Origin of the sequence: Pseudomonas knackmussii B13, assembly GCF_000689415.1 — a bacterium.
In the GTDB taxonomy this organism is placed as follows: Bacteria; Pseudomonadota; Gammaproteobacteria; order Pseudomonadales; family Pseudomonadaceae; genus Pseudomonas; species Pseudomonas knackmussii.
The window spans coordinates 4448799-4475318 of sequence record NZ_HG322950.1; the positions used below are offsets into that span (position 1 = coordinate 4448799).

A 26520-nucleotide genomic window follows, 5' to 3' on the forward strand; every position below is an offset into this window, starting at 1 on the left:
AGCCCTCCGGGTGATCTCTCGCTAACCTCGACCCGGAATGCTGGCGGCGCCTTGATCGGCATCAAACGAAAGCCCCGCGGTCCACGCGGGGCAGCCGCGAGCCGACTAAGGGCTCTTCGGCGGCGCGCCGTTGCCGTACTGCTGCTGCCACATCATGTGGTTCATCATCATCTGCTGCATGTTCAGGTACTGATCCATCATGTACTGGTGCTGATGCATCTGTTCGGGCGTCAGGTGCGAGTAGTAGCCGCGCATGTGCATCCAGCCGCCACCGCCGCCCATCATGCCGGGCCCCATGCCGCCCATGCCCATCCCTCCGGGCCCCATCCCCGCCGGCCCCATGCCCCGGCCCCAGAGCTCATGCATAGCCGACATGGTGCTGTGCATGCTGTTCCAGTGCTCATCGAGCAGCTTCTGCCGCTCCTTCGGGTCCTGGGTGGCCTGGATCCTCTGCATCTGCTCGTGCATCGCATTCATCTGCTGCTGGATCTGCTCCAGCTGCTTGTCGAACGCGGCGGTGTCCGGCGCCTTGGGCGTGCCGGCCTGTGCCGCAGGCTTGTCATCGGCCTTGGGCTGGCTCTCGGCGCCCATCACCGCCACCAACGGGGTACCTACCAACAGGGCCGTCGCCACGGCCATCGCGAGCTTTTTCATGAGGGTTCTCCCGGCACTGATCGGATCGATCACTTCGCTGATCCTGCGCGGTTGGCGCGGAAATACCTTGATCAGGATCAGATCGAAGCGCCGCCGTGGCACAGACCGCCCTGGCGGCCACGGAGTGACCTGCCAGGCAGGGTGTATCGGCGTACAACCGCGGGCGGGCTGGGAGCAGGGCGCCCGGTTCGAACACGACGCGGGCGGGGGGATCGGTCAAACGGCGTACAACCGCGAACGGTTGTACGCCCTACGTCGGCAGCACGCCGCGCTGGTTGGCCAGGGTCAGCGCCAGGTCCTCGATCATGTCTTCCTGGCCGCCGACGGTGCCGCGCCGGCCCAGTTCCACCAGCAGCTCGCGGGCGGAGATGCCGTAGCGGGCCTCGGCGCGTTTGGCGAACAGCAGGAACGAGCTGTAGACCCCCGCGTAACCCAGGGTCAGCGCATCGCGGTCGAGGCGGATCGGCTGGTCCATCATCGGCACCACGCGGTCCTCGGCGACGTCCATGATGCGATACAGGTCCACGCCGCTTTCCACGCCCATGCGCTGCAGTACCGCGACGAACACTTCCAGCGGGGTGTTGCCGGCGCCGGCGCCCAGGCCCGCCACCGAACCGTCGATGCGAGCAGCACCGGCCTCGATGGCGGCCAGGGAGTTGGCGATGGCCATGCCCAGGTTGTGGTGGCCGTGGAAGCCAACCTCGGTGGAACCCTTCAGCTCGGCGCGCAGCAGGCCGATCTTGGCGCTCACCTCGTCGGGCAGCATGTAGCCGGCCGAGTCGGTGCAGTAGATGCAGTTGGCGCCGAAGCTCTCCATCAGCTTCGCCTGCGCCAGCAACTGCTCGGCGCTGACCATGTGCGCCATCATCAGGAAACCGACGGTGTCCAGGCCCATCTCGCGGGAGATGCCGATGTGCTGCTCGGAGACATCGGCCTCGGTGCAGTGGGTGGCCACGCGAATGGTGGAGACACCGCAGCCGTGGGCCATCTTCAGGTGCTCGACGGTGCCGATGCCCGGCAGCAGCAGGGCCGAGACCTTGGCCTGCTTGAGCTTGGGAACCACTGCCTCGAAGTACTCGCGGTCGGTGTGCGCCGGGAAACCGTAGTTCACCGAGGCGCCACCCAGGCCGTCGCCGTGGGTGATCTCGATCAGCGGCACGCCGGCCTCGTCCAGCGCGGTGGCGACGCTGACCATCTGCTCCAGGCTGATCTGGTGGCGCTTGGCGTGCATGCCGTCGCGCAGGCTCATGTCGTGCAGGCGGACTTTCTTACCTTGCAGGTTCATCGGGAATTCCTCAGCGAGCGGGCAGTTGCAGGGCGCCTTCGGCGGCGCGTTCGGCGAACATCTCGGCGGTGCGCAGGCCGGCGGCGGTCATGATGTCGAGGTTGCCGGCGGACTTGGGCAGGTAGTCGCCCAGGCCCTCCACCTCCAGGTACACCGAGACGCGCTTGCCATCGAACACCGGGCCGTTGATCAGCTTGTAGCCCGGCACGTAGCGCTGCACCTCGCGGATCATCGCGTGCACCGACTCGCGGATCGCCGCCTGGTCGGGCTCGCCGGCGGTCAGGCAGTGGATGGTGTCGCGCATCATCAGCGGCGGCTCGGCCGGGTTGATGACGATGATCGCCTTGCCCTCCTTCGCCCCGCCGACCTTCTCGATGGCGCCGGCGGTGGTGCGGGTGAACTCGTCGATGTTCTTGCGCGTGCCCGGACCGACCGAACGCGAGGAAACGGTGGCCACGATCTCGGCGTAGTCCACCGGCTGCACCCGCGACACGGCCGCCACCATCGGAATGGTCGCCTGGCCGCCGCAGGTGACCATGTTGACGTTCATGGCCAGGTTGCCGGCGTGCTCGGCGAGGTTCACCGGCGGCACGCAGAACGGGCCGATGGCGGCCGGGGTGAGGTCGATCATGATCACGCCCAGGGCGTTCAGCTTGCGGCTGTTCTCGGCATGCACATAAGCCGAGGTGGCGTCGAAGGCGATGCGGATGTCGTCGTCCAGCACATGCGGCAGCAGGCCGTCGACGCCCTCGGCGGTGGTCTTCAGGCCAAATTCGCGGGCGCGCTTCAAGCCATCGGATTCGGGGTCGACGCCGACCATCCAGACCGGCTCGATCCAGTCGGAACGGCGCATCTTCATCAGCAGGTCGGTGCCGATGTTGCCCGGCCCGATGATCGCGGCCTTGAGTTTCTTGCTCATGGAAAGCTCCCGTGGCGGAAGGGGAATCAGGGACGGAACGACACCCGGGCGCTGCCCAGGCCGTCGATGTTCAGTTCGAAGCGGTCGCCGGCGCGCGCCGGCTCCAGGGGCACCAGCGAGCCGGAGAGGATGATCTCGCCGGCCTTGAAGGGAATGCCGAAGGCGCCCAGCGTGTTGGCCAGCCAGGCCACCGCGGTGAGCGGGTTGCCCTGCACGGCGGAGCCCCGGCCCTCGCTGATCGGCAGGCCGTTCTTGTAGACGGTCATGCGCAGGTTCGGCAGGTCCAGCCCGCGCGGGTCGACCCGCTCGCGGCCGAGGACGAAGACGCCGCAGGAGGCGTTGTCGGCGACCGTGTCCTGGATGCGGATCTTCCAGTCGTGGATGCGCGAATCGACGATCTCGAAGCAGGCCATCACGCACTCGGTGGCATCCAGCACGTCCTGCTCGGTGACGCCCGGCCCCTGCAGGTCATGCTTGAGCTTAAAGGCGATCTCGCCCTCGGCGCGCGGCTGGATCAGGCGGTGCTCGGCAAGCGAGATATCGGCACCGCAGTCGAAGGACATGTCGCGGGTGATGAAGCCGAAGTCCGGCTGGTGCACGTTCAGCATGCGCTGCACGGCCTCGGAGGTGACGCCGATCTTCTTGCCGACGATGGCGTCACCGGCAGCCACACGGCGCTCGATGCTGTTCAGCGAGATGCGGTAGGCATCCTCGATGGTGATCTGCGGCCAGCGCTCGGTCAGCGGCGCCAAAGTGCGCCCGGCGAGCAGGGCCTGGTAGAGCTCCTCGCCGTACTGGCGATGCAACGCCTCGCTCATTTCGCGCCCTCCGCCAGGAAGGCCAGCACGTCGCGGTTGAACACCTCGCGGTGCTCGACCATCACCCAGTGCCCGCACTCGCTGAGCAGGATGAAACGAATATTGCGGCAGGCCTGCATCAGCGTCTGCGCGCCGCTGGCCGGGCAGAACTTGTCGTTCATGCCCCAGAACCCGAGGATCGGGCAGCTCAGCTCGGAAAGCCGCGCGGCCAGGTTCGGCACCTGCATGCGGGTCAGCACGTAGCGCGGCTGCTCCTTCACCACGGCGACGCGCTCGTTCACCGTCTCGTCGCTGATCTGCGAGGCATCGAAAAGTTGCAGCGAGAGCAGGCGGCGCATGCCCTCGGCATCGTTCAGCTCGCCATTGGCGAAGGCCGCCCCCATGCGCTGGATGCCTTCCATCTGCAGGTAGTACTGCTCCTTCTCCATCAACCCGCCGGGCGCCATCAGCACCAGGCGCGCGATGCGCTGCGGCTGGTCGAGGGCCATCTTGATGGCGATGGCGCCGCCCAGGGAGTTGCCGACGAGGGTGCAGCGCCGGATATCCAGGGCGTCGAGCAGGCCGAACATCGCCTCGACGAAGAAGTCCAGGGTGTAGTCGGTTTCCGGCTTGTCGCTCAGGCCGTAGCCGGGCAGGTCCGGCACCAGCACGCGATGCCCGGCGGCGGCGAAGACCGGGTAGTTCTGCTTGAAGTTGCTATGGCCGCTGGCGCCGGGGCCGCTGCCGTGGATGAACAGCACGGCGTCGCCGCTGCCGCTGTCCAGGTAGTGCAACCGGAGTCCGTCGTTGAGGGTGACGAAGTGCCCTTGCGGCAAGGCGGCCATGGCGCTGCTCCTGGGAGGGAATGTGCCGGGGATTCTTCGGCACGCCGCAGCGGGCGGCATCGTCCGAGAGGACTAGCGCGGCCGTAGGAGCGGATCTCATCCGCGAACCGCACGGCACGGTGTTCCCTGTAGGAGCGGCCCATGGCCGCGAATCGCGCGCATGGCGCGCTCCTACAGGTCGAAATCGGCGCGGGATTTTCGCGGATGAATCCGCTCCTACAGGAAGACGACGAACCGTCCGCCCGCACCGCACAGTCCCTCTCCCTCTTGCGGGAGAGGGTTGGGGAGAGGGCTCTGCCTAGTCCCTTCGGACGTGGGCGCCAGCCCCAGCTCCACCTAGGCTGGAAGCCTTTCCCGAAGAGGACGTGCGATGACACGAACGATGGATTTCAGCGGCCAGGTCGTCCTGGTCACCGGCGGCGCCAAGGGCGTTGGAAGAGGCATCACCCAGCGCTTCCTGGAACAGGGCGCCGAAGTGGTGATCGGTGGCCGGGAGGCGCCCGCGCAGTTGCCGGCGCATGAAGGCCGCGAAGCCTGGTTCGTGCCCTGCGACGTGCGCGACTTCGCGCAGCTGGAACAGCTGATGGCCGCCATCGACGAGCGCTACGGCCGCCTCGATGTGCTCATCAACAATGCCGGCGGGGCGCCTTATGCCAATGCCGCCGAAGCCTCGCCGCGCTTCTCCGAAGCCATCGTGCGCCTCAACCTGCTGGCGCCGCTCAACCTCTGCCAGCTGGCCAACCAGCGCATGCAGAAGCAGCCGCAAGGCGGCGCGATCATCAACATCTGCAGCGTCAGCGCCATCCGCCCCTCGCCGGGCACCGCCGCCTATGGCGCGGCCAAGGCCGGCCTGGTCAACCTGGGCCGTTCGCTGGCCGTGGAATGGGCGCCCAAGGTGCGGATCAACGCGGTGATCGGCGGGCTGATCCGCACCGAGCAGAGCCACCTGCACTATGGCGACGAAGCCGGCGTGGCCCGGGTCGCCGCGAGCATCCCGCTCGGTCGCATGGCCGAGCCGGGCGACATCGGCGACGCCTGCCTGTACCTCGCCTCGCCAATGGCCGCCTACGTCAGCGGCGCCGAGATCACCCTGCATGGCGGCGGCGAACGCCCGGCGTTCCTCGACGCGGCGCAGGGGTAGACCATGCTCAGCGCACGGCACGAGCTCATCCTCGACCTCACCCCGGAAGCCGCCTGGACCCACCTGCGCAACCTGGCCCTGGCGCCGCACTACGTGCCTGGTCTCACCGCCTGCGCCTTCCACCCCGGCCCGAAGGAAGGCCCGGGCGCCAGCCGCCGGGTGTTCATGAAACGCGGCTTCCTCGACGAAAGCGTCCTGCACTGGGAAGAAGGCGAAGGCTTCGTCCTGCGCCTGCACCGCGCCGAACAAGGCCCGCCCTTCCCCTTCCGTGAAGCCAGCTTCTGCTATGCGCTGCAACCGGAAGGCAACGGCCGCACCCGCCTGAGCCTGAGCCTGGATGGCGAGCTGCGCGGCGGCAAACTCGGCGAATGGCTGCTGGCCGGCGCATTGCGCAAGACCGTGGCGAAGATCGCGGTGAACCTGAAGGCGTTCTACGAAACCGGCCAGACGCAGAATGCGGATTTCGCCAAGGGCTGATCGGCACGAAATGGAACCTGTAGGAGCGCGCCATGCGCGCGATTCGCGGCCATGGGCCGCTCCTACAGGGGAACATCGTGCCCTGCCGTTCGCGCCGTAGGAGGGGTTGAGCCTGTGCTCAACCCATCCTACGAACGGGATACCTCGAAATGCCCGCGGAAGACGGTTTCCACGATCAGCCATCGGCCATCCACGCGCCGGTAACGGTCCTGGTAGAAACCACCGAGCTGCCGCGTAGCGCCGGTTTCGCCATCCCGATTCTGGTAATGCAACGCCCAACGCGCGCGGGCGTTTTCGGCATCCTCCAGGTCGATCTCCGGGTTAGCCGCATGGTGCAGGTCGATCACCCGCGGCACGCAGGCCAGTTCCTGGTACAGCGCCAGGAACGGCTCGCGCTCGCGGAACACGCCGAGCGGGCCGTAGTCGATCAGCACCTCGCCTTCGGCGAAGCAGTCGCGGATCGCCGCCACGTCCTTCAGGTCGCAGGCGTTCAGGTAGCGGTGCTTCAGTTGGCGAATGGCCTCCAGGGCCTCCAGCCGGGCGATGCGCTGTTCGAGGTTCATTCCGGTCGGCGCTCCATGTTCAGTTCGCCCCAGTAGGCTTTCATCGTGCGGATGCGGCCGTTGCCGTCGAACTCCATCACGTCGATCACATGCAGGCTGCACGGCTCGCCGTTCCATACCAGGTCGACGCGGAACGGCATGGCGCCGCTGCCGTTGCTCGCCACCCGCACCGGGCCGGTGAGTTGGGCGCTGGCTTCGGCGCGGCCGAGGCCTTCGCGGTAGAAGCGGGCGATGGCCTCGATACCCACGATCGGCGGCGCGCCCACCGGGTCCTCGATCACCGCGTCATCGGCGTAGAGGGAAAGGATGCCGTCGATATCCCCGGCATCCACCAGTTCGACATAGCGCGCCATGCGCCGGCGGATCAGTTGCGCGTCCATCAGGCCACCTCGAAGAGCGCGGCAGCGCCCATGCCACCGCCGATGCACATGGTCACCACCACGTAGCGCACGCCACGGCGGCGGCCTTCGATCAGCGCGTGGCCGACCATGCGCGCACCGGACATGCCGAACGGATGGCCGACCGCGATGGCGCCGCCGTTGACGTTCAGGCGCTCGTCGGGGATGCCCAGCTTGTCCTGGCAGAAGAGCACCTGGCAGGCGAAGGCTTCGTTGAGCTCCCACAGGCCGATGTCATTGACCGTCAGGCCGTGGCGCTTGAGCAGTTTGGGCACGGCGAACACGGGGCCGATGCCCATCTCGTCGGAGTTGCAGCCGGCCACCGCCATGCCGCGATAGATACCCAGCGGTTGCAGGCCACGGCGCGCGGCCTCGCGGGCCTCCATCAGCACCGAGACAGAGGCGCCGTCGGACAGCTGCGAAGCGTTGCCGGCGGTGATGAAACGCCCCGCCCCGCTCCACTGCCCGCCCTGCCACACCGGCTCCAGCGCGGCCAGGCTTTCCAGGCTGGTGTCGGCGCGGTTGCACTCGTCGCGGGTCAGCAGCACGGGTTCGTGGCGGCTCTCGCCGGTGGCCTTGTCCACCACCAGGCGCTGCGCGTTGAACGGCACGATCTCGGCGTCGAACAGCCCGTCGCGCTGGGCGGCGGCGGTGCGCTGCTGGCTGCGCAGGGCGTAGGCGTCCTGGGCTTCGCGGCTGATGCCGTAGCGCGCGGAGACGATCTCGGCGGTCTCGATCATCGGGATATAGGCCGCCGGGTCGCGCTCGATCACGGCGGCGGACTGGTTGCGATAGGCGTTCTTGTGCTTGTTCTGCACCAGCGAGATGGACTCCAGGCCACCGGCCACGGCGATGTCCAGCTCGTTGCAGATGATCCCCTTGGCGGCGATGGCGATGCTCATCAGGCCCGACGAGCACTGCCGCTCCACGGCCATGCCGGCGACGCTGGTCGGCAGCCCGCCGGCGATGGCGCAGAGGCGCCCGAGGTTATAGGCCTGGGTGCCCTGCTGCGCGGCGGCGCCGATGATGACGTCGTCCACCTCGCCCGGCTCGACGCCGGCGCGGCGCACCGCCTCGGCCACCACGTGGCCGCCCATGGCCGGGGCCTCGGTGTCGTTGAAGGCGCCGCGGAAGGCCTTGCCGATGGCGGTGCGGGCGGTGGAGACGATGACGGCTTCTCTCATGATGGGTTCCTTCGCAAATGGGTCGTCCCGGCCTCAGGCCGGGTAATAGCGGCTGATGGTGTCCACCACGCAGCCGGGGCGGTCTTCGCCGTCGATCTCGACGCTGACGCGTACCGTCGCCTGCACCGCGCCCTTCACCGCCTCGGCGGCGACCAGCTCGGCGCGGCCGCGGACCCGCGCGCCGGCCTTCAGCACGTTGGGGAAGCGCACGCGGTCGCAGCCGTAGTTCACGCCCATCGAGATGCCGCGCACCTCGACGATCTGCGGCAGGAACAGGTTGACCAGGGCCAGGCTCAGGTAACCGTGGGCGATGCACGCGCCATAGGGGCCGGCGGCGGCGCGCACGGGGTCGACGTGAATCCACTGGTGATCGCCCGTGGCTTCGGCGAACTGGTCGATGCGCGATTGCTCGACGGTCAGCCACTCGCTCTCGCCGAGGGTTTCGCCGACGCAGGCCAGCAGCTGTTCGGGATGCTCGAAGATGCGCGGCATGTCAGGCCCTCTGGCTGGAGACCGAGAGCACTTCGCCGGTCATGTACGAGCTGTAGTCGCTGGCCAGGAACATCATCACGTTGGCGATTTCCCAGGTCTCCGCCGCGCGGCCGAAGGCCTCGGTGGAGGCCAGTTTCTCCAGCAGTTCCTGGGGCGCGGACTTACGCAGGAAATCGTGCAGGGCGATGCTCGGGCTCACCGCGTTGATGCGGATGCCGTATTCGGCGGCTTCCAATGCAGCGCAACGGGTCAGCGCCATCACCCCGGCCTTGGCCGCGGCGTAGTGGCTCTGCTCCTTCTGCGCGCGCCAGCCGAGTACCGAGGCGTTGTTCACGATGGCACCTGCCTTGCGTTCCATCATGTGCGGGAGCATCGCGCGGGTCATGCGCATGGTGCCGGTGAGGGTCACGTCGAGGACGCGGTTCCACTCCTCGTCGGTCATCTCCACCAGGGTGCGCGAACCGCCAAGGCCGGCGTTGTTGATCAGCACGTCGACACCGCCCAGGCGCTCTTCGGCGGCAGCCACCAGGGCGCGCACCTGCTCCTCGTTGGTGACGTTGCAGACCTGACCGTACACCGCCTGCAGCCCGCAGGCCTGGCGGATACGCTCCACGGCCTCGTTCAGGCGGCCTTCGTGGATGTCGCTGATCATCAGCGCGCGGCAGCCTTCCTCGGCAGCGCGCAGGGCGGCGGAAAAGCCGATGCCGGCGCCCGCCGCGGCGGTGATCAGCACCGACTTGCCGCGCAGCAGGCCACGGCCGGATACGTATTCGGGGTTGAGCATGGGGGCGTTCTCCTAGCGGGGGGCCTTGGGTTCTTTCGGCAGGCCGAGCGCGCGCTCGGCGATGAGGTTGCGCTGGATCTCGTTGCTGCCGCCGTAGATGGTGTCGGAGCGGCTGAACAGGAACAGGCCCTGCAGGCGGTTGAGCTCGTAGGGCGCGCCGTCGAGGATTTCCGCCTCGGGGCCGAGCACATCCATGGCCAGCTTGCCCAGGCGTGCGTGCCAGTCGGCCCAGCACAGCTTGTAGATCAGCGCCTCGCGTTGCAGGCGGCCGTCCTGCGGGCCGGAGAGCATGCGCAGCGAGTTGTAGCGCAGCACCTTCAGCCCGCCCCAGGCCTCGGCGAGGCGCTGGCGCAGCAGCGGGTCGCGGGCGGCGCCGTTGGCGCGGGCGATGCGGATGACTTCGTCGAGTTCGTTCTGGAACTGCATCTGCTGGCCAAGGGTGGACACCCCGCGCTCGAAGCCCAGCAGCGCCATGGCGATCTTCCAGCCTTCGCCCGGCGCGCCGAGCAGGTTCTCGGCGGCGGTCTCGGCGTCGTCGAAGAACACCTCGTTGAATTCGGAGGTGCCGGTGATCTGCTCGATCGGCCGCACCGTGATACCCGGTTGGCGCATCGGCACCAGCAGGAATGCCAGGCCGTGGTGGCCGACGCTGCCCGGCTCGCTGCGGGCGATGACGAAGCACCAGTCGGACTCGTGGGCCAGCGAGGTCCAGACCTTCTGCCCGTTGATCTTCCAGACGTTGCGCTCGGCGTCGAAGCTCGCGCGGGTCTTCACCGCCGCCAGGTCGGAACCGGCGCCCGGCTCGGAATAGCCCTGGCACCAGAATTCGCGGCCGCTGACGATACCCGGCAGCAGGCGGCGCTTCTGCTCTTCAGTGCCGAAGGCGGCGATGGTCGGCCCGGCCAGGCCCTCGCCGATGTGGCCCATGCGGCCGGGGCCGCCGGCGCGGGCGTATTCCTCGTGGAAGATCACCTGCTGGTTGATCGACAGGCCGCGCCCGCCGTGCTCCGGCGCCCAGCCGACGCAGGTCCAGCCACCCTCGGCGAGCTTGCGCTCCCAGGCCTTGCGCTCCTCCGGGAAGCTGTGTTCGTCGCCCGGTCCGCCACGGAAGCGCAGCGGTTCGAACTCGCCGCGCAGGTTGTCCGCCAGCCAGAGTGCCACCTCGGCGCGAAAAGCCTCGTCGGCGGTGCTGAATCCGATCTTCATGGGCGTTCCTCCAGGATGGCCGCGGCGATGCGCTCGCGGTGCCAGGCCGGGGTGCCGAACAGGCCCTCGCCGGCGCGGGCGCGCTTGAAATACAGGTGCGGGTCGTATTCCCAGGTGAAGCCGACGCCGCCGTGCAGCTGGATCGACTCGGCGGCGCAGTGGAAGAAGGCCTCCGAGGCCTGCGACTTGGCCAGTGCGGCGGCCTGGGGCAGCTCGGCGGCGAGCGCGGCGTCACCCTGCCCGTCCAGCGCCTCCTGGGCCACGCAGGCGGCGTAATAGAGCGCCGAACGCGCGCACTCCACCTGCAGCATCATGTCGGCCATGCGGTGCTTGAGCGCCTGGAAGCCACCCACCGGGCGGCCGAACTGGCGGCGCTCCTGGGTGTAGGCGACGGTCAGGTCCAGCGCCTGTTGCGCACCGCCGACCTGCTCGGCAGCGAGGGCCACGGCACCGAGCTGCAGGACTTTTTCCAGCAGCGGCCAGGCTCCGCCCGGCTCGCCCAGCAGGGCATCGGCGGGCAGGTACAGGCCGTTCAATTCGATCTCCGCGAGCGTGCGGGTCTGATCCAGCGTCGGCAGCACGCGGCGCTGCAGGCCGGCGCTTTCGGCGGGCACGGCGAACAGGCTGATGCCTTGCGGCATGCGTGCGGGGATCAACAGAAGATCGGCACTGTGACCATCGATGACCGAGCGCAGGCGACCGTCGAGCACGAAGCCCTGGCCTTCCGCATGCGCCTGTACCTGGACGGCATCGGCGAAGGGCGTACTCAGCGCCAAGGTGGCGCTGAGGCTGCCTTCGGCCAGGCCGGGCAGCCAGCGTGCCTGCTGCCCTTCAGCGCCAAGCACGCGCAAGGCGCACACGGCCAGGGCGCTGGCGAAGAACGGCAGGGGCGAAAGACGGCGGCCCAGCTGCTCCTGGACGATGGCCAGCTCGACGAAGCCCAGGCCCAGGCCGCCATGGGCCTCGGGCACCAGCAGGGCCTGCCAGCCGAGTTCGGCGCAGATGCGCTGCCAAAGCGCCTGGTCGTGCCCGCCGGTGGCCATGGCCGCGCGCACGGCGCTGGAAGGTGAAGCGTCGGCGAGGAAGCTTTCCGCGCTGTCGCGGATCATCTGCTGCTCGTCGGTGAAGGCGAATTCCATGGGATACAGCCCTGTGGTTTCGGATGGACGAAGTCTGGCGGGAGACGCCTGGGGGGGAATCGTCCGAATGGACGTGGGGGAAGGACGCGGATGCTTGGCGGAACGGACGGCGCGGGACAGTTGTTTTTCGTAGGAGCGAGCTTGCTCGCGAACAAACCCCGTGCCGAAGCTGTTCGCGAGCAAGCTCGCTCCTACAGGTAAACCTCGGTGCAAGACCAAGCCGTAGGAGCGGCCCATGGCCGCGATTGAACCCCGTGCAGAGGGACAAGGCCCCGGGGACGCGCACTCCGGCGCGCAGGCGCTGGCAGGCTCGAGCCCGCCACCCGCTCCTGCGTCACGCCCCGCGCGCCTTCAACGTACGCGCCCCCGGGAGACACACTCAGCGCTCGAGCACCTCGCCGCCGACCGGCAGCGCCGGCTTCTCGCGCAAGCGCTGGCCGACGCCGAGCCAGACCGCCAGCGCGGGCAGGAGGAAGATCGCCCCCAGCACGTTGACCAGGAACATGAAGGCCAGCAGCACGCCCATGTCGGCCTGGAACTTGAGCGCGGAGAACGCCCAGGTGCCGACGCCGATGGACATGGTCACGGCCGTAAACACGGCCGCCGTGCCGCGCTGGCGCAGCGCCTCGTAGAAGGCTTCGCGCAGGCTCCTGCCGTCTTCCAGCTCATGCTGCACCCGCTCGAAGAGGTACACGCCGTAGTCCACCCCGACCCCGACGCCGAGGGCGATCACCGGCAGGGTGGCGACCTTCAGGCCGATGCCGAGCAGGGCCATGAGCGCGTTGCAGAGGATGGTCACCAGCATCAGCGGCACTATCACGCAGAGCACCCCGCGCCAGGAGCGGAAGGTGATCCAGCACAGCAGGGTGATGGCGACGAAGATCGATGCCAGCATCTGCGCCTCGGCGTGCTCCACCGCCTCGTTGGTGGCCGCCGCCACCCCAGCGTTGCCACCGGCCAGGCGGAAGCGGATCAGCGGGTTGTGCTCGGCGGCAATGAAGCGCTGCACTTCCTCGGTGACGTGCTTGAGGGTCGAGCCCTGGTGGTCGTCGAGGTAGACCAGGATGTTGAGGGTCTTGCAGCCCTCGGTGTTCAGCCCCAGCTCCGGGTTGGCCGCGCCGCCGCCGATGCGCAGGGCCGCCTCCGAGCGCTGCAGCGCCGCCCAGCGCGGGTTGGCCTCGTTGTTGCCGGCGACGTAGAGCTTCACCCCGCCGGCCACGCTGCGCACCGACTGCACGCCGGAGACGCCGCGCAGGAACAGGTCCAGGCGCTCGACCGCGTTCATCACCTCCCAGTTCAGGCAGGCCTCGCCCTGGCCGCTGGTCTCGGCGTAGACCGAGAGCACGTCCATGCTGATCGAGTAGCTGCCGACGATGGCCGCGTTGTCGCGGTTGTAGCGCGACTCGGCGCGCAGCTCCGGGGCACCGGCGCCGATGTCGCCGATGTGCAGGAAGCGCGAGCCGTAGGTGCCGGCGGCGAGCAGCACGAGCATGGCGGCGAGGCTCAGCAGCGCCGGGCCCGGCTCGGCCAGCGCCGCCAACGCCCACCAGGCGCGCTGGCGTTGCCCCGCTGGCACCCGGCGGGCGGCCCGCTCCAGCTGCAGGTGGGACAGGATGATCGGCAGGAACATCTTGTTGGTGACCACCATCAGGCCGACGCCCAGGCACGCGGTAAGGCCCAGCTCGCGGACGATGGGGATGTCGATGAGCATGATCACCATGAAGCCCAGGGCGTTGGCCAGCAGCGCCACCGTGCCCGGAATCGCCAGCTTGCGGAACGCCGCCTCGGCGGCTTCGCGCGGCGCGGCACCGGCCAGCACGTCCTGCTTCCAGGCGTTGGTCATCTGCACGGCGTGGGACACGCCGATGGAGAAGATCAGGAAGGGCACCAGCACCGACATCGGGTCGATGCCGTAGCCCAGCAGCGGCAGCAGGCCGAGCAGCCAGATCACCGGCAACAGCGCGACGCAGATCGCCAGCAGGGTCAGCTTCAGCGAACGGCAATAGAGCCACAGCAGCACGGCGGTGATGGCGAAGGCGATGGCGAAGAAGCCCAGCACCCCGTTGAGGCCATCCATCACCTCGCCCATGAGCTTGGCGAAGCCGACGATCTGGATGTCGACCTGTTCGCTGGCGAAGCGCGCGCGAATGTCTTCCAGGCGCTTGGCCACCGCCGCGTAGTCGAGCTTGCGGCCGGTCTGCGGGTCGACCTCCAGCAGGTCGGCCTGGACCATGGCCGAGCGCAGGTCGTTGGCCACCAGTTGGCCGATCTCGCCGGACTTGGCGACGTTGGTGCGGATCTGCGCCAGCCCCGTGGCGTCGGCGACGAAGTGCGAAGGCACGACCACGTCGCCGGTGAAGCCGTTCTCGGTGACCTCGATGTAGCGCACGTTGGGCGTGAACAGCGAGCGCACGCGGCTGCGGTTCACGCCGGGGGTGAAGAACACCTCGTCGGTGACCTTGCGCAGCACTTCGAGGAACTGCGGGTTGTAGATGTCCCCCTGGCCCTTCCAGTGCACGCTCAGCAGCACCCGGTTGGCGCCGGAGAAGGTGCTGCCGTGCTCGCGGAAGGCGGCCATGAACGGATGGCTGAGCGGGATCAGCTTGTTGAAGCCCGGGTCCAGGCGGGTGTGCAGCGACGAGGCGCCCAGGCCCAGGGTGATCAGCACGAAGAGCAGGCCGAGGACCTTGCGCCGGGCGATCAGCCCGCGGGCCATGGCGGCGACCAGGCGCTCGGTACGGGTTACAGCGGCAGACATCAGCGAATCTCCTGTGGCGAGGGCGGGACCTGGCCGGAAACCGGCAGCGCCAGGCGACGCAGCCCCGCGTCACTGGCCAGCAGCAGCTGACCGTCGGGCGGTACCAGCAGGTCGGTGAGGTTTTCCTGGCCACCGTCGCGCAGCACCTGGAAGGACAGGCCGCCATCATGGCTGCCCATCACCACGCCGCCCTGCCCGGCCAGCAGCACGGCGCCCTGCGAATCAATCGCGCCGGCATACAGCGAGACCGGCAGCGGCACCCGCACCGGGCGCCAGTGCAGGCCGTCGTCGTTGCTGCGGAACACCTGGCCGCGCATGCCGTAAGCCAGCCAGCTACCCCCGCCCAGGCCGAGCGCGCCATACAGCGAGCCGTTGTAGAAGGGTTCGACGGCCTGCCAGTGCGCGCCGCCGTCGAGGGAGCGCAGCACGCTGCCGGCTTCGCCGACGATCAGCCATTGGCGCCGATCCGGCGAGGCCACGATGGCGTTCAGGTGCCAGTCACCCGGCGCGCCGATGGACTCGCCACGCCAGTGCTGCCCGCCATCGGTCGAACGCAGCACGCGGCCGAAGGCGCCCACCGCGAGCCAGTCGCCCGAAGGCAGCCGCGCGGCGTCCATCAGCGGCTGGCCGTCGTTCTCGACGAAGGCGGCCTCTCGCCAGCTGCGCCCGCCATCGGTGGTGCGCAGGATCCAGCCCTCGTGACCGAGGGCCAGGCCGTTGTGGGAATCGGCGAACACCAGGCGCGTGATCAGCGCCTGGCGTTGCGGTGAAACCTTGGCGGCGATCCAGGTCCGTCCCTGGTCGAGGGACAGGCGGATCTGGCCGAGCTCGCCGGCCAGCACCAGGCCGGCGGCCGTGGCCTTGATGCCGTCGATCTGCATGCGCTCGACGGGAATCTCCGTCGGCCGCAGGGAAGGCGCGCCGCGCGGGGCGAAGGCCAGTGCACCGGCCCCCGCCACCAATACGCAGGCGGCCAGTCCGAGGATCGTCCTCATGAAAGGCCTCCCCCGGCTCAGAAGCTGTACTTGGCGGCGAACGCCAGGTAGTCGCGGTCGGCCAGCGGGCGCTTCTCCAGGTCGGCCGAGCCGAGGAAGCCGTTATAGGTGAGATCGAGTTCCAGGTTGTTCAGGTACTTGCCGGTGATGCCGACGCTCATGCGCTTGTCGCCCTGGCCGACCAGGCCGCCGAAGGCCCCCGCCACAGCGGCGGCGCCCTTGACCTGCTGGGCGAAGGAGACCGGCAGGGTCATGTCCCAGTTCTCGATGACGTTGTTCCAGGACGGGATCACCATCAGTTGGTAGGCCCAGGAGTTGCGGTCATTGGTGAGCTCGTCGTAGCGATCCCCGGCAAAGCCGAAGGCATCCACCGAGTTGACGTGCAGCGAGCTGACCTCGGCGAGGAAGGTGGTCTGCTCGGAGAACCAGCGCGGGCCCAGCAGGTAGATGGCCGAGAGGTTCGCCTGGGTAGCGTCGGCGCGGGTCGCCACCGAGCCCAGCGGCGAGTCGACCAGCACCGGCACGCCTTCCTTGTAGCTGACCTCGCCGGCCAGGTTCACGTCGCCCAGGCGGGTCGAGAAGCTGGCGCCGTAGAGCGAGATGTCGTCGAAGTACACCACGCTGTAGTCCACCGGGACAAAGTCCTGGTAGTGCACTTCCACGTTGGGGTTCTTGTCGTGGTAGCGCAGGTAGAACAGGCTCAGGTCGGTCTCGCTGGTCACCGCGAAGTGCGTGCTCAGGCCCCACTGGCCGCTGTCGCGGGGATGGTGGTCGGGGCCGCGCGGAATGTTGAAGCCCGGCGCTGCGCGAATGAATTCGGCGCCCGGCCCGACCACGTCGGTGTAGGAGAAGTAGGTACCGACCGGGTCCAGCTCGGTGGGCTTGTACTGGTACTGGTAGTACGCCGCGACGCCGAACACCGGGTTCAGCTGCCACTGCGCCGAGAGCTGGCCGACCGGCAGCAGGATGTCCTTCACCTCGGTGCCGGGCACGTTGGCCTTGGTCGCGTCGGCAGGCGACTGGGCGCCGGCGATGTTCGGGAAGAACAGGCTCTCGCCCCACTGCACCACCTGCTGGCCCAGGCGCAGGTTGAGCATCGACTCGTCCCCGGTCTGCTGGCTGGTGTACAGGTAGGCATCGAGCAGGCGCGTGCGGTTTTCCTCGAGCCGGCGCGCCCGCGAGGTGAACTGGTCGTGGTCGCCGTCCTTGTTCACCGTCTCGGGCGAGTCGTTGTCGTTGTAATGCCGGTAGACATCGTCGTAGAAGCTGCTGGCGCGCAGGAACGCCCCGTAGTTGCGGTACTTGATGTCGAAATCGCCGAGCACCGACAGGCGATTGTTGATCAGCGCGCCGCGCTTGAAGTTGCGGTCGCCGTCGTCCGAGTTCACGGTGGTCGGCAGGCCACTGGCCGGGTCGGTCGGCCCGTCGACCAGCGCCGCCGACGGATCGCGCAGACGGTAGGCCGCGGCGTAACTGACGTTGATGATGTAGTCGACATTCACCTCCTCGCCGATGGCGAAGGTCCCGGCATGCGCCGGCATGGCGAAGGGCATCGCCGCCAGTCCGAGCAGCCAGTGCAACTTGCGGCCGCCACGCAGCCCACCCGATCCCCCAGCCACATCGCTTGCAAAACGCATCATCTACAGCCTCCTGTTCGCCCGCGCCGCCGCGGCACCGTCCCCCGGTGTCCGACGAGCGCGCGGCATCACCCCCTGGCGAGGCGCAGGGCGTCGCCGGGGGTGGGGTCATTTGGAATTGTTTTCAGTGGAGAAAGCCGTGTCCGGGCGTGGCGAGCGCCCCGCCCGGTGTACTCACTTGCCGGCCTGGCGCAGCATGTCGGTGGTGAACATGAAGGGCTTCAGCCGGTCGCCATTGACCTGCGGCGCAGCGCCCTCGTTGGTCAGCCGGTCGGCCAGGTAGGAGCCGGCGATCAGGTCGTGGTAGACCGTGACGCCCGCCTGGAAGACCTTCGCGCCGTAGGCGTAGTAGGCGTTGAGGAAGTTGGTCCGCCACAACTCGCCATGGGCGTCGTAGTTGTCCGCCATGATGGCGTTCCAGGTGTCCTCGTCGATGTACAGGACGCGCTTGGCGTACTGGTGGCGATAACCTTCCTTCAGGGTCGCCTCCAGCACCCAGACCCGGTGCAGCTCGTAGCGCATCACGCTGGGGTCGATGCTGCCGGGCTTGAGCAGGTCCGCGTACTTGACCCCTTCGGCCTCGAGTCGATAGCCGTTGTAGGGGATGTACATCTCGCGCTTGCCGAGCAGCTTCCAGCTGTAGCGTTCGGGCGAACCGTTGAAGAGCCGGTCGTCATCGATGGTGCGGAAGCCGCCGACCCCCAGCGGGATGTCGAAGCCATAGCCGGGGGACTGGCGCACACGGCGGGTGCCGGGGTTGTATTGCCAGCTGGTCTGCGGGTTCTTCGCCTCGTTGAAGTAGGTGTAGGTCAGCGACACCTGGCCCTTGTCGCGGTCCGGCTTGAGGGTGGTGACCCGCGACAGGGCGAAGACCCCGTCGGTGGGCTGGCCGGCGTACTGGTCGCCGGTCAGGTCGAGGATCTCGAAGCGCATCCGGCCCCAGGCGATCTTGCCGTCCTGGTAGACCACGGCCTGGTCGTACTCGCCGTCTTCCTCGGCGGCATAGGCCGGCAGGAGAATGTTGCGCAGCACTTCGTCGCCGTTCTTCGGAATCGGGAAAGGCGTGCCGCCGCGCAGTGCGCGCTCACCCATGTTGCCGTCCTCGAGCTCCGCGCTGGCGGCGTTCTTGCGGGCGATTTCGCAGCGATAGTCGTCGTAGCGGAAGTCCCGATGACTGGGGTAGACGGGAATCGCGAAGCTCGCCGGGTACTTGTGCAGCAGCGCCTTCTGCCCGTCGGACAGGCGCGCCTCGTACTGCGCCATGTTCTGCGCGGTGATGGTGAACAGCGGTTTTTCCCCGGCATAGGGATCGGGATGGCGCGCGCCCACCCCGTCGAACTTCAGGCCCGGCGGCGTGCCCAGCCACTTGCCGCTGTAGGGCGGGATGCTGCCGTCGGCGTTGCCGGCCTTTTCCGCGCCCAGGCAGGTGAGTTCGCGGCCGAGCTTTTCCACATCGGCGGGGCTGGCCGCGCCCAGGGCGAGCCCGCTGCCCAGCATCAGCGTCGCCGCGAGCGGCAGCGCGCCAAGAATCGTGTGCTTCATGGTGTCTTCTTCCTCTGCGAAGGTCCGGCCGCGCGGGGCGGGCCGGCCTTGTGGTCGTCCACGGGTACGCGGGATCAGGCGAACAGCTCGCCCTGCACCCGGGTTTCGCTGGCGATGAAGGTCGCGCCGGTTTCCTCGGCGAAGGCGCGCACATAGGCCTCGGCGTCCACGCAGCTTTCCGGCGCCAGCAGGCCCTGGCCACGGATGCGGCCGTCCAGGTAGGCCTCGATGAACAGGCGCGCGCAGGTCGGGGTCGGGTCGGCGGTGCTGTCGTCGGTCTCCTCCACCGGCAATTGCAGGTGTTGCTCGACCACGCTGCACACTTCGGCGCCGTCGCGCAGGCCACGGACCTCAACGCGCATGGCCACCGCCCAGGGCTCGTCGGACAGGTCGACGCTCAGGGCCTTGCGCCCGGCCTCGCTGGACAGGTGCTGGGTGAGGAACTTGAGCGGCGAGATGCCCAGCGCCTCGATCTTCTCCGGGCTGCCCAGGCCGAGGTCGATCATCGATTGCCAGATCTTCGAACCGGCCTCGGGAATGAAGCCGATGCGGTTGGTGACCTGCTGCAGGCCGGGGATGCAATGCGGCAGGGTGACGGTTTCGCCGTGGCCGATGAAGAACCCCGGGTAGTGCTTGAACGGCGCCGAGTAAGGCACCTCCAGGCGACCGCCCCAGCCGGGCATCTTGCGGTACTGGCCGTCGACGAACTGAACCACTTCGCCGCAGGTGATGTGCATCATGTGGTCGACCACCGCCGGCGACAGCAGGTCCGGCACGAAGGGCACGGCGGTGGCCAGGTGGATTTCCGTGGCGCTGTCCAGGCGATCGACCAGCATGCGCGCGATCACGTTGCTCAGGCCGGGCGTCGAGCCGCAACCGACGACCAGGCGAATCCCGGCTTCCAGGGCGCGCTGCTGATAGCTCGGATCGAGGTAGAGAGCCTCGGCGACATCATGGTCGTCGTTGATGTCGATGTAGTCGACGCGGGCGCGCAGGGCCGCCTCGATCACCGGCACCGCGCTGCGATAGAACGGACCGACCGCGTTGAACACCAGGTCGACGCCATCGAGCAGCGCGTCCAGGCACGCCGGGTCGAGCACGTCGGCCCGCGCCGCCTTCACCTGCGAGCCCAGGTCGGCGGCGAGTTTCTCGGCGACCTCGAGGTTCAGGTCCGCCACCACGTATTCCACCGAGGGATGACGCGGCACCAACTGGCGCGCCACGTTGGCCCCGACATTCCCGCACCCCAACAGCAAGATCTTCATGCTTACCTCTCTTTGTGCTTCTTGTTTTCGTGTTAAGCCGTTCTCACCCCGGGCGCGGCCCTCGCGGACCCTCGCCGCTCAGACCAGGTCGAGGCGGTCCGCCAGCCTGGCCGCGGGGATCAGCACGCGGCGGATCTTGGTTTCGAAGCGTCCCGGCAGGCGTACCGCCTGCGGCTGCTCCAGCGGCAGCAGGGCATCGTCCGGACGGTCGGCGGCGAGCGCGCGCGCCAGGTCCATGCCCAGCAGCGGGCCCATGAGGTTGCCCCAGGAGCCGAGGTTCATCAGCGCCAGCACGCCCTCGTCCACCCGGAACAGCTTCGGGTAGGCGGCGTCGTAGGCCGACGACGAGTTGGCGGTCATGCCGGTCCAGTAGGACTCCAGCTCGATGGGCGCATCGCCCACCCCCGGGAAGGTGCGGCGCAGGTAGCGCACGAAGCTGGCGAAGTGGACGTCCGCGCACTGCGCCTGGCGGTGCCGCGGGATGGTCGCGGTGACCAGCCGCCCGCGCCCGTCGACGACCAGCGGATAGAGACCGGCGGGGTACTGCATGAGCGCCACGCGGGCCGGGTTGATCGCATCGAGCACGGCCGCCGGCAGCGGCCGTGTGGCCATGCCGCAGGCGACCAGGGGGAACTGGGTCCGCGCCAGTTCCGGGAAGAAGGCGTTGCCGGTGTGACCGCTGGTGCACAGCACCACGCGCGCCGCGCGCACGCTGCCGGTGGCGGTGCGCACACGCCAGCGGTTGCCGTCGCGCTCGCAGGCCAGCACGCAGGAATTGCCGAACACCGAGGCCCCGGCGCGCACGGCGGCGGCGGCCATGCCCTGGGTGAAGAGGTAGGGGTTGATCCGCCCGCCTTCGCGCCAGTGGATGCCCTGGGTGTAGAGGTCGGTACCGAGCATCTCCCGCAGGCGCGCCTGGCCGACCAGTTCGACGTCGTAGCCGAACCCCTTCCACTGCTGCGTCTGTTTCACCAGCGCGGCGCTCGGTCGGCGCGCCGCTTCGAGCATGCCGCAGGCCGCCGCATCGGCGTCCAGGCCATGCTTGCGGCAGAGCTCGAAGACGATGTTGCGCTGCTCGATGAAGGTTTCGATGAAGCGCCGCCCCTGGTCGCGATGGGCGCGCAGCGGTTCGAAGGAGCTCAGGTAGGGCTGCACGTGCCCGGCGTTGCGCCCGGAGGCGCCGCTGGCCGGCTGGTCGGCTTCCAGCAGCACGCTGCGTACGCCGCGCTCGGCCAGGTGCAGGACCAGGGAAGTCCCGGCCAGGCCGGCGCCGACGACCACCACATCGGCGTCCAGGTCGCCGTCCAGCGCCGCGTACACGGGCGCGGGTTGCGCCGCCGGCCAGCCGCTGAAGCGGATCGGCACCACGCCGGCCTCGTAGGCCTGGGCGATGGGGAACTGCGGAACCCGTCCGCACGCGGCTTGCCGATCGATCGCACTGCTCACTGGCGACTCCTTGGTATGCGCTGCCGGCCTTGTGGCCGGGACAGCTCCAGTGGCATCGATCCTAGAGAGAGGGAGAAACACCGCTCCAGTACCAACTGGTACTGAGAACGCGGGTTCCGGCGTCAGCGCAGCAGGGCGACGCTCCGGCACATCAGGCGCACCAGGTCGGTCTGGCCCTTGATGCCGAGCTTGGCGTAGATGTTCTTCGAATAATTGCGCGCGGCAGTCACGGCGATGTTCATCTGCCCGGCCGCTTCGCTGATCGTCCGCCCGGTGGCCAGCCAGGCCGCCAGGCGCGCCTCCTGGCGGGTCAGGCCGAAGAGCTGGCCGAGCAGCTCGGGCGAGTGGGCGCGCGGGACTTGCGATGCAGCCTCGCACTGGGAAAGCTCGCAGAGGTGGACGATCACGCTGGGCACCTGCTCGCCCTGGTAATAAGGCGCCGGCGGCACCGGCGCGACCAGGATGCCGAGCAAGGTGCCGTCGCGCGCCTGCAGGCGCACCCGCTCGCCGGGACCGTTGCGCGCCTGCAGAACCTTTGCGACAGCCGCCTCCAACGCCTGCTGCGCTCCGCGCTCCTCGACCTGCAAGCGCCCCTGGCGAATCTCGATGCCGACCTGCCGGGCGATGATCGCGCGGGCCGCACGGTTCGCGCAGAGCACCCGCGCATGGCCATCCAGCAGCAGGCAACCGAGCGCCAGGTGGTCGAGGCTGCCCTCGTACACCGCCTTCTCGGCCTCCTCGCGCTTGAGCCGGGCGTACAGGCCCAGCGACCGGGAAAGATGCGGCAGCAATTGCGCCAGCAAGGCGCGCTCCTCCGCAGCGAAGGCCTGCCCGGACAGCCGCAGGCCACGCACCACGTCGATCCAGCAGCGCATGCCGCCGGGCTCTGCGAAGCAACCGCGCAGGCACCGCCCGATGCCCAGCGAAACCATGAAGGCGGCACAGTCCCCCTCCACGTCGCCCGGCCCGAACTCGATCAGCGTGCCCGGCGCCACCGACTCCGGACGCACCAGCTCGATGTGCCAGAAGCGCTCGCGGGAAACCTGCTCGGCGAGGTCCCAGTCAGTGCGATCATCGGCGTCCAGGGCCATCACCTGGACATCCCGGGGCTGGTCCTCGGAATGATGCAGGGTGATGGTCACGTTGAAGGCGCCGAGCAACTGCCGCAGGCGCTCGGCCAGGCCGAACCAGGGCCGCGCCTCGCTGAGCCCCTCGTAGGCCAGGCCGATCAGCTCCGCCAGAGCCTCGGCGACCTGCCAAGGCGGCGAGGAAGCCTGGGCGCCGCACAGCAGCACCCCCAGCCCTTGTTCACGGCCCACGACGGCGCGGACCGCTCCCTGCATCTCGGTGAAGGCGAACTTCATGGCAGGCAGCCCTGTCGAGTCGGATGGAGGCAGTCTGGCCGCAGCGCGGGTGGGGGGAATCGTCCGAATGGACGTGGGGGCTTGCCGGAGCCGGCCTTTCGCAGGAGCGAGCTTGCTCGCGAACCGAGGCAACCGGCCGGCTGCAGAACCCCCCGTTCTGCCGAACAGCCCCCTCTCCCGCTTGCGGGGGAGGGTTAGGGAGGGGGAGCGGAGTCAGGCTTGGCGCCGATGCTGGGGCGAAGTCCGCTACCCTCTCCCCAGCCCTCTCCTACGCGGCCCGCCCTGAAGGGAGAAGGAGCCGTTCGGCATCATCCTGTAGGAACGGATTCATCCGCGATTATCCCTGCACCGAGACAACCCTGTAGGAGCGCGCCATGCGCGCGATTCGCGGCCATGGGCCGCTCCTACAGGGGAACTCCGTATGTTGAGGTTTGCGGGTCTCAGGTGCCGTAGACCTTCTGCGCCGGCACCGCTTGTTCGATCAGGGCATCCACTGCCGCACCGACTTCCGCCGGCTGCCAGCGCGCGCCCTTGTCGAGTTGCGGACCCAGGCGCCAACCGTCGGCGATGGACAGCTTGCCGCCTTCCACCTCGAACAGCTTTCCAGTGACGTGCTGCGAGTCCTCGGACACCAGCCAGGCCACCAGTGGCGCGACGTTTTCCGGGGCGAAGTGGTCGAAGCCTTCTTCCGGCTTTTTCATCGTCGCGGCGAACACCTGTTCGGTCATGCCGGTGCGCGCGGCCGGGGCCAGGGCGTTGGCGGTGATGCCGTAGCGCGCCAGTTCCGCCGCCTGCACCAGGGTCAGGGAGGCGATGCCGCCCTTGGCTGCTGCGTAGTTGGATTGGCCGATGCTGCCTTGCAGCCCGGCGCCGGAGCTGGTGTTGATGATGCGCGCCTGCACCTTGGCGCCCTGCTTCGCCTGCTCGCGCCAGTGCTTCACGGCGTGGCTGGCGATGCAGAAGTGGCCCTTCAGGTGCACGGCCATCACCGCGTCCCAGTCGGCTTCGGTGAGGCTGGCGAACATGCGGTCGCGGCAGATGCCGGCGTTGTTGACCACCGCGTGCAGGTCGCCGAAGGCGGCGATGGCCGAGCCGACGATCTCGCCAGCTTCGACGTAGTCGGTGATGTCGTGGCAGTCGCCGATGGCGCTGCCGCCCTGGTCGCGGATCAGCGCCACCACGCCGGCGACGGCTTCGCGGTTGATGTCGTTGACCACGACTTTCGCGCCCTCGGCCGCCAGGGCCAGGGCATAGGCGCGGCCAAGGCCGCCCCCGGCGCCGGTGATGATGACGACGCGGTCTTTGCAGATTGGCATGGGGTACTCCGGTAATTCAGATTGGCGAGAATCGCGGGCATGGCCCGCTCCTACATGGAGGCCCGCAGGAGAGGGGCGACTCGCTCACAGCCTTTCGATAATCGTCACGTTCGCCTGCCCACCGCCTTCGCACATGGTCTGCAGGCCATAACGCCCGCCCGCGCGTTCCAGCTCGTGGAGCAGCGTGGTCATCAACCGGGCGCCCGTTGCGCCCAACGGATGGCCGAGGGCGATGGCGCCGCCGTTGACGTTGGTGCGTTCGTGGGGGTAGCCGGTTTCCTCCAGCCAGGCCATGACCACCGAGGCGAAGGCTTCGTTGATCTCCACCCGGTCGATGTCTTCCAGGCGCATGCCGGCCTTCTTCAGCGCGTACTCGGTGGCCGGGATGGGCGCGGTGAGCATCCACACCGGGTCGTCGGCGCGCACGCTGAGGTGGTGGATGCGGGCTCGCGGAGTCAGGCCGTAGCGCTTGAGCGCCTGCTCGGAAACGATCAGCAGGGCGCTGGCCGCGTCGCAGGTCTGGCTCGATACGCCGGCGGTGACGCGGTCGCAGCCGAATAGGCTTTCCAGCTCGGCCATCTTCGCCAGGCTGGTCTGCCGGGGCGTCTCGTCGTGCTCGATGCCGGCCAGCGGGGCTATTTCGCGCTTGAAGCGGCCTTCCTCGATGGCGCGCAATGCGCGGCGGTGGGATTCCAGCGAGTAGGCTTCCAGCGCCTCGCGGCTGATGCCCCACTTCTCGGCGATCATCTGCGCCGAGCGGAATTGGCTCGGCGGCGTCGCGCCGTAACGCTTCACCCAGCCTTCGGAGCCGCTGAAGGGGTCGCTGAAGCCCAGCGGCTCGGCGGCGGTCATGGCCGAGGAGATCGGGATCTGCGTCATGGTCTGCACGCCGCCGGCGATCACCACGTCCTGGGTGCCGCTCATCACAGCTTGCGCGGCGAAATGCACGGCCTGCTGCGAGGAGCCGCACTGGCGGTCGACTGTGGTGCCGGGCACGCCCTGGTCGAGGCCGGCAGCCAGCCAGCAGGTGCGGGCGATGTCGCCGGCCAGCGGGCCGATGGTGTCGACGCAACCGAAGATGACGTCGTCGTAGTCCGCGTCCGGAATGCCGTTGCGCTGCACCAGTTCGCGCAGCACGTGGGCACCGAGGTCGGCGGCGTGGATCTGCGCCAGGCCGCCCTTGCGCTTGCCGGTGGGCGTGCGCAGGGCGTCGACTATGTAGGCTTCTGCCATGGTCCTTTCCTCAACTGCCGAAGGTGTGGCCGGCGCCGGCGTTCAGTTCGCCGGCGAACAGCGCCTGGCACAGCCGCGCCTTGTGCAGGCTGCGGTCGCCCCAGACCTTGTCCAGGGCCCAGGCGCGCTTCATGTAGATCTGCAGGTCGACTTCCCAGGTGTAACCCATGGCGCCGTGCACCTGGATCGCGTGCTTGGCGGCGAGCTGCGAAGCCTCGGCGCACGCCAGGCGCGCTTGCGAGACGTGCAGCGCGGCCTGCGAGTGGCCTTCGGCAATCGACTGCGCGGCGCGGTACAGCGGCGCCTTGGCGAACTCGATGAGCACCGCGACGTCGGCCATCAGGTGCTTGACCGCCTGGAAGCTGCCGATCGGCTTGCCGAACTGCTTGCGCTCGAAGCTGTAGTCCACCGCCAGGTCGACCATGCGCCGGGCCAGGCCCAACTGCTGCGCGGCGCAGGCCAGGGCGCCGCGCTCGAAAGCAGCGGCCCACAGCGTGCAAGCTTGCTCACCGCTGGCGACCAGGGTTTGCGCGCTCGGCGTCCACTGCACGCTGAACAGCTGGCGGCCGGGGTCCAGCGCCGGGCTGCGGGTGAGTTCGACGGCAGCTCGCGGTACGGCGTGTACTTCATCGCGGCTGCCGAGGATCAGCAGGTCGGCGACGTGCGCGTCGGCCACCAGCAGGTTGTCCGGGTGGCCCACCGCCAGGCGCGCGCGGCCCTCGGCGATGCGCCCGAGCCAGTCGCTCTTCAGCGCCTCGTGTTCGGCGCCTAGCGCTGCCAGTAGCGGCACGCCGACCAGCAAGGTGTCGAGCAGCGGTTCGGGCAGCGCGGCATAGCCGCACTCCTGCGCCGGCAGGACCCAGTCGGTCTCGTCCAGGCCCAGGCCGCCATAGGCCTCGGGCACATTGAGCACGGTCAAGCCGAGCTCGGCCAGTTGCGCCCAGAGGGCGTCGCAGCGGCCGCTTTCGCTGTCCCACAGCTCGCGCAGGCGCTCGGGGGTCACCTGGTTGGTGAGGAAGGCGCGCACGCTGTCCTGGAAGCTCAGCTGGTCGTCGTTGAAGGTGAAGTCCATGGCCAATC

24 protein-coding genes are annotated in these 26520 nt (G+C 68.7%); 2 read left to right on the plus strand and 22 right to left on the minus strand.

Features of this window, described 5'->3' with window-relative positions; all coding sequences use genetic code 11:
* Positions 1-105: 105 nt before the first annotated feature.
* The 5 genes from PKB_RS20870 to PKB_RS20890 form a co-directional block, all read right to left on the minus strand.
* On the minus strand, positions 106-654 hold the full coding sequence (locus tag PKB_RS20870) for a hypothetical protein (protein ID WP_043257582.1): 549 nt from the start codon (positions 652-654) through the stop codon (positions 106-108).
* A gap of 250 nt (positions 655-904) precedes the next feature.
* Positions 905-1939 carry a 4-hydroxy-2-oxovalerate aldolase gene (dmpG, locus tag PKB_RS20875; protein ID WP_043254148.1) on the minus strand — a complete coding sequence of 345 codons (1035 nt, stop codon included), beginning with the start codon at positions 1937-1939 and terminating at the stop codon, positions 905-907.
* Positions 1940-1949: 10 nt separating this feature from the next.
* Complete coding sequence (locus tag PKB_RS20880) at positions 1950-2858, minus strand: acetaldehyde dehydrogenase (acetylating) (RefSeq protein WP_043254150.1); 909 nt, start codon at positions 2856-2858, stop codon at positions 1950-1952.
* A 26-nt stretch (positions 2859-2884) separates the two neighbouring features.
* Positions 2885-3676 (minus strand): fumarylacetoacetate hydrolase family protein, encoded by a 792-nt coding sequence (locus PKB_RS20885; RefSeq protein WP_043254152.1) that lies wholly within the window; start codon positions 3674-3676, stop codon positions 2885-2887.
* A complete protein-coding gene (locus PKB_RS20890) occupies positions 3673-4500 on the minus strand; it encodes an alpha/beta fold hydrolase (RefSeq protein ID WP_043254155.1) in 828 nt (275 codons plus the stop codon). Before PKB_RS20890 ends, PKB_RS20885 begins: the two co-directional genes overlap by 4 nt.
* Before the next feature lie 370 nt (positions 4501-4870).
* Between PKB_RS20890 and PKB_RS20895 the strand changes: the two genes are divergently transcribed.
* Complete coding sequence (locus PKB_RS20895) at positions 4871-5641, plus strand: SDR family oxidoreductase (RefSeq protein ID WP_043254157.1); 771 nt, start codon at positions 4871-4873, stop codon at positions 5639-5641.
* A gap of 3 nt (positions 5642-5644) precedes the next feature.
* Positions 5645-6118: an SRPBCC family protein gene (locus tag PKB_RS20900; RefSeq protein ID WP_043254159.1), complete on the plus strand. Its 474-nt coding sequence runs from the start codon at positions 5645-5647 to the stop codon at positions 6116-6118.
* A gap of 128 nt (positions 6119-6246) precedes the next feature.
* Here the strand turns inward: PKB_RS20900 and PKB_RS20905 are convergent, their stop codons facing one another.
* The 17 genes from PKB_RS20905 to PKB_RS20985 form a co-directional block, all read right to left on the minus strand.
* A complete protein-coding gene (locus PKB_RS20905) occupies positions 6247-6681 on the minus strand; it encodes a nuclear transport factor 2 family protein (protein ID WP_043254161.1) in 435 nt (144 codons plus the stop codon).
* Positions 6678-7061, minus strand: a complete 384-nt coding sequence (locus tag PKB_RS20910; protein ID WP_242411182.1) for a nuclear transport factor 2 family protein — start codon at positions 7059-7061, stop codon at positions 6678-6680. Before PKB_RS20910 ends, PKB_RS20905 begins: the two co-directional genes overlap by 4 nt.
* Positions 7061-8263: an acetyl-CoA C-acyltransferase gene (locus tag PKB_RS20915; protein ID WP_043254163.1), complete on the minus strand. Its 1203-nt coding sequence runs from the start codon at positions 8261-8263 to the stop codon at positions 7061-7063. Before PKB_RS20915 ends, PKB_RS20910 begins: the two co-directional genes overlap by 1 nt.
* Before the next feature lie 33 nt (positions 8264-8296).
* Entirely contained in the window at positions 8297-8755 is a 459-nt protein-coding gene (locus PKB_RS20920) for a MaoC family dehydratase (RefSeq protein ID WP_043254165.1), read from the minus strand.
* A 1-nt stretch (position 8756) separates the two neighbouring features.
* Positions 8757-9539 (minus strand): SDR family oxidoreductase, encoded by a 783-nt coding sequence (locus PKB_RS20925; RefSeq protein ID WP_043254167.1) that lies wholly within the window; start codon positions 9537-9539, stop codon positions 8757-8759.
* Between the two features lie 12 nt (positions 9540-9551).
* The gene (locus PKB_RS20930; RefSeq protein WP_043254169.1) at positions 9552-10745 is read right to left on the minus strand and encodes an acyl-CoA dehydrogenase family protein; all 1194 of its coding nucleotides are present in this window, start codon (positions 10743-10745) and stop codon (positions 9552-9554) included.
* Positions 10742-11884: an acyl-CoA dehydrogenase family protein gene (locus PKB_RS20935; RefSeq protein WP_043254171.1), complete on the minus strand. Its 1143-nt coding sequence runs from the start codon at positions 11882-11884 to the stop codon at positions 10742-10744. Before PKB_RS20935 ends, PKB_RS20930 begins: the two co-directional genes overlap by 4 nt.
* A 379-nt stretch (positions 11885-12263) precedes the next feature.
* Positions 12264-14642, minus strand: a complete 2379-nt coding sequence (locus PKB_RS20940) for an efflux RND transporter permease subunit (protein ID WP_052355344.1) — start codon at positions 14640-14642, stop codon at positions 12264-12266.
* Positions 14642-15637: a WD40/YVTN/BNR-like repeat-containing protein gene (locus tag PKB_RS20945; protein WP_043254174.1), complete on the minus strand. Its 996-nt coding sequence runs from the start codon at positions 15635-15637 to the stop codon at positions 14642-14644. The genes PKB_RS20940 and PKB_RS20945 overlap by 1 nt, the downstream gene beginning before the upstream one ends.
* Positions 15638-15654: 17 nt before the next feature.
* Positions 15655-17277, minus strand: a complete 1623-nt coding sequence (locus tag PKB_RS20950) for a DUF1302 domain-containing protein (protein ID WP_156958054.1) — start codon at positions 17275-17277, stop codon at positions 15655-15657.
* 171 nt (positions 17278-17448) lie between these two features.
* Positions 17449-18816, minus strand: a complete 1368-nt coding sequence (locus PKB_RS20955; protein ID WP_043254176.1) for a DUF1329 domain-containing protein — start codon at positions 18814-18816, stop codon at positions 17449-17451.
* A 74-nt stretch (positions 18817-18890) separates the two neighbouring features.
* Positions 18891-20081 (minus strand): saccharopine dehydrogenase family protein, encoded by a 1191-nt coding sequence (locus tag PKB_RS20960; RefSeq protein WP_043254179.1) that lies wholly within the window; start codon positions 20079-20081, stop codon positions 18891-18893.
* Between the two features lie 78 nt (positions 20082-20159).
* Positions 20160-21527, minus strand: coding sequence for an NAD(P)/FAD-dependent oxidoreductase (locus PKB_RS20965; RefSeq protein WP_197539233.1), 1368 nt, complete (start codon positions 21525-21527; stop codon positions 20160-20162).
* A gap of 122 nt (positions 21528-21649) precedes the next feature.
* Positions 21650-22891 (minus strand): helix-turn-helix transcriptional regulator, encoded by a 1242-nt coding sequence (locus PKB_RS20970; RefSeq protein WP_052355345.1) that lies wholly within the window; start codon positions 22889-22891, stop codon positions 21650-21652.
* Positions 22892-23331: 440 nt separating this feature from the next.
* A complete protein-coding gene (locus PKB_RS20975) occupies positions 23332-24207 on the minus strand; it encodes an SDR family oxidoreductase (protein ID WP_043254180.1) in 876 nt (291 codons plus the stop codon).
* Positions 24208-24291: 84 nt separating this feature from the next.
* Positions 24292-25440, minus strand: a complete 1149-nt coding sequence (locus PKB_RS20980) for an acetyl-CoA C-acetyltransferase (RefSeq protein WP_043254183.1) — start codon at positions 25438-25440, stop codon at positions 24292-24294.
* Between the two features lie 10 nt (positions 25441-25450).
* Positions 25451-26512, minus strand: coding sequence for an acyl-CoA dehydrogenase family protein (locus tag PKB_RS20985; RefSeq protein ID WP_043254186.1), 1062 nt, complete (start codon positions 26510-26512; stop codon positions 25451-25453).
* Positions 26513-26520 lie beyond the last annotated feature (8 nt).

Excerpts from the sequence above, each read along its gene's own strand:
- PKB_RS20870 (WP_043257582.1), bottom strand. The coding sequence starts at position 654 with ATGAAAAAGCTCGCGATGGCCGTGGCGACGGCCCTGTTGGTAGGTACC.
- dmpG (WP_043254148.1), bottom strand. The coding sequence starts at position 1,939 with ATGAACCTGCAAGGTAAGAAAGTCCGCCTGCACGACATGAGCCTGCGC.
- PKB_RS20880 (WP_043254150.1), bottom strand. The coding sequence starts at position 2,858 with ATGAGCAAGAAACTCAAGGCCGCGATCATCGGGCCGGGCAACATCGGC.
- PKB_RS20885 (WP_043254152.1), bottom strand. The coding sequence starts at position 3,676 with ATGAGCGAGGCGTTGCATCGCCAGTACGGCGAGGAGCTCTACCAGGCC.
- PKB_RS20890 (WP_043254155.1), bottom strand. The coding sequence starts at position 4,500 with ATGGCCGCCTTGCCGCAAGGGCACTTCGTCACCCTCAACGACGGACTC.
- PKB_RS20895 (WP_043254157.1), top strand. The coding sequence starts at position 4,871 with ATGACACGAACGATGGATTTCAGCGGCCAGGTCGTCCTGGTCACCGGC.
- PKB_RS20900 (WP_043254159.1), top strand. The coding sequence starts at position 5,645 with ATGCTCAGCGCACGGCACGAGCTCATCCTCGACCTCACCCCGGAAGCC.
- PKB_RS20905 (WP_043254161.1), bottom strand. The coding sequence starts at position 6,681 with ATGAACCTCGAACAGCGCATCGCCCGGCTGGAGGCCCTGGAGGCCATT.
- PKB_RS20910 (WP_242411182.1), bottom strand. The coding sequence starts at position 7,061 with ATGGACGCGCAACTGATCCGCCGGCGCATGGCGCGCTATGTCGAACTG.
- PKB_RS20915 (WP_043254163.1), bottom strand. The coding sequence starts at position 8,263 with ATGAGAGAAGCCGTCATCGTCTCCACCGCCCGCACCGCCATCGGCAAG.
- PKB_RS20920 (WP_043254165.1), bottom strand. The coding sequence starts at position 8,755 with ATGCCGCGCATCTTCGAGCATCCCGAACAGCTGCTGGCCTGCGTCGGC.
- PKB_RS20925 (WP_043254167.1), bottom strand. The coding sequence starts at position 9,539 with ATGCTCAACCCCGAATACGTATCCGGCCGTGGCCTGCTGCGCGGCAAG.
- PKB_RS20930 (WP_043254169.1), bottom strand. The coding sequence starts at position 10,745 with ATGAAGATCGGATTCAGCACCGCCGACGAGGCTTTTCGCGCCGAGGTG.
- PKB_RS20935 (WP_043254171.1), bottom strand. The coding sequence starts at position 11,884 with ATGGAATTCGCCTTCACCGACGAGCAGCAGATGATCCGCGACAGCGCG.
- PKB_RS20940 (WP_052355344.1), bottom strand. The coding sequence starts at position 14,642 with ATGTCTGCCGCTGTAACCCGTACCGAGCGCCTGGTCGCCGCCATGGCC.
- PKB_RS20945 (WP_043254174.1), bottom strand. The coding sequence starts at position 15,637 with ATGAGGACGATCCTCGGACTGGCCGCCTGCGTATTGGTGGCGGGGGCC.
- PKB_RS20950 (WP_156958054.1), bottom strand. The coding sequence starts at position 17,277 with ATGATGCGTTTTGCAAGCGATGTGGCTGGGGGATCGGGTGGGCTGCGT.
- PKB_RS20955 (WP_043254176.1), bottom strand. The coding sequence starts at position 18,816 with ATGAAGCACACGATTCTTGGCGCGCTGCCGCTCGCGGCGACGCTGATG.
- PKB_RS20960 (WP_043254179.1), bottom strand. The coding sequence starts at position 20,081 with ATGAAGATCTTGCTGTTGGGGTGCGGGAATGTCGGGGCCAACGTGGCG.
- PKB_RS20970 (WP_052355345.1), bottom strand. The coding sequence starts at position 22,891 with ATGAAGTTCGCCTTCACCGAGATGCAGGGAGCGGTCCGCGCCGTCGTG.
- PKB_RS20975 (WP_043254180.1), bottom strand. The coding sequence starts at position 24,207 with ATGCCAATCTGCAAAGACCGCGTCGTCATCATCACCGGCGCCGGGGGC.
- PKB_RS20980 (WP_043254183.1), bottom strand. The coding sequence starts at position 25,440 with ATGGCAGAAGCCTACATAGTCGACGCCCTGCGCACGCCCACCGGCAAG.
- PKB_RS20985 (WP_043254186.1), bottom strand. The coding sequence starts at position 26,512 with ATGGACTTCACCTTCAACGACGACCAGCTGAGCTTCCAGGACAGCGTG.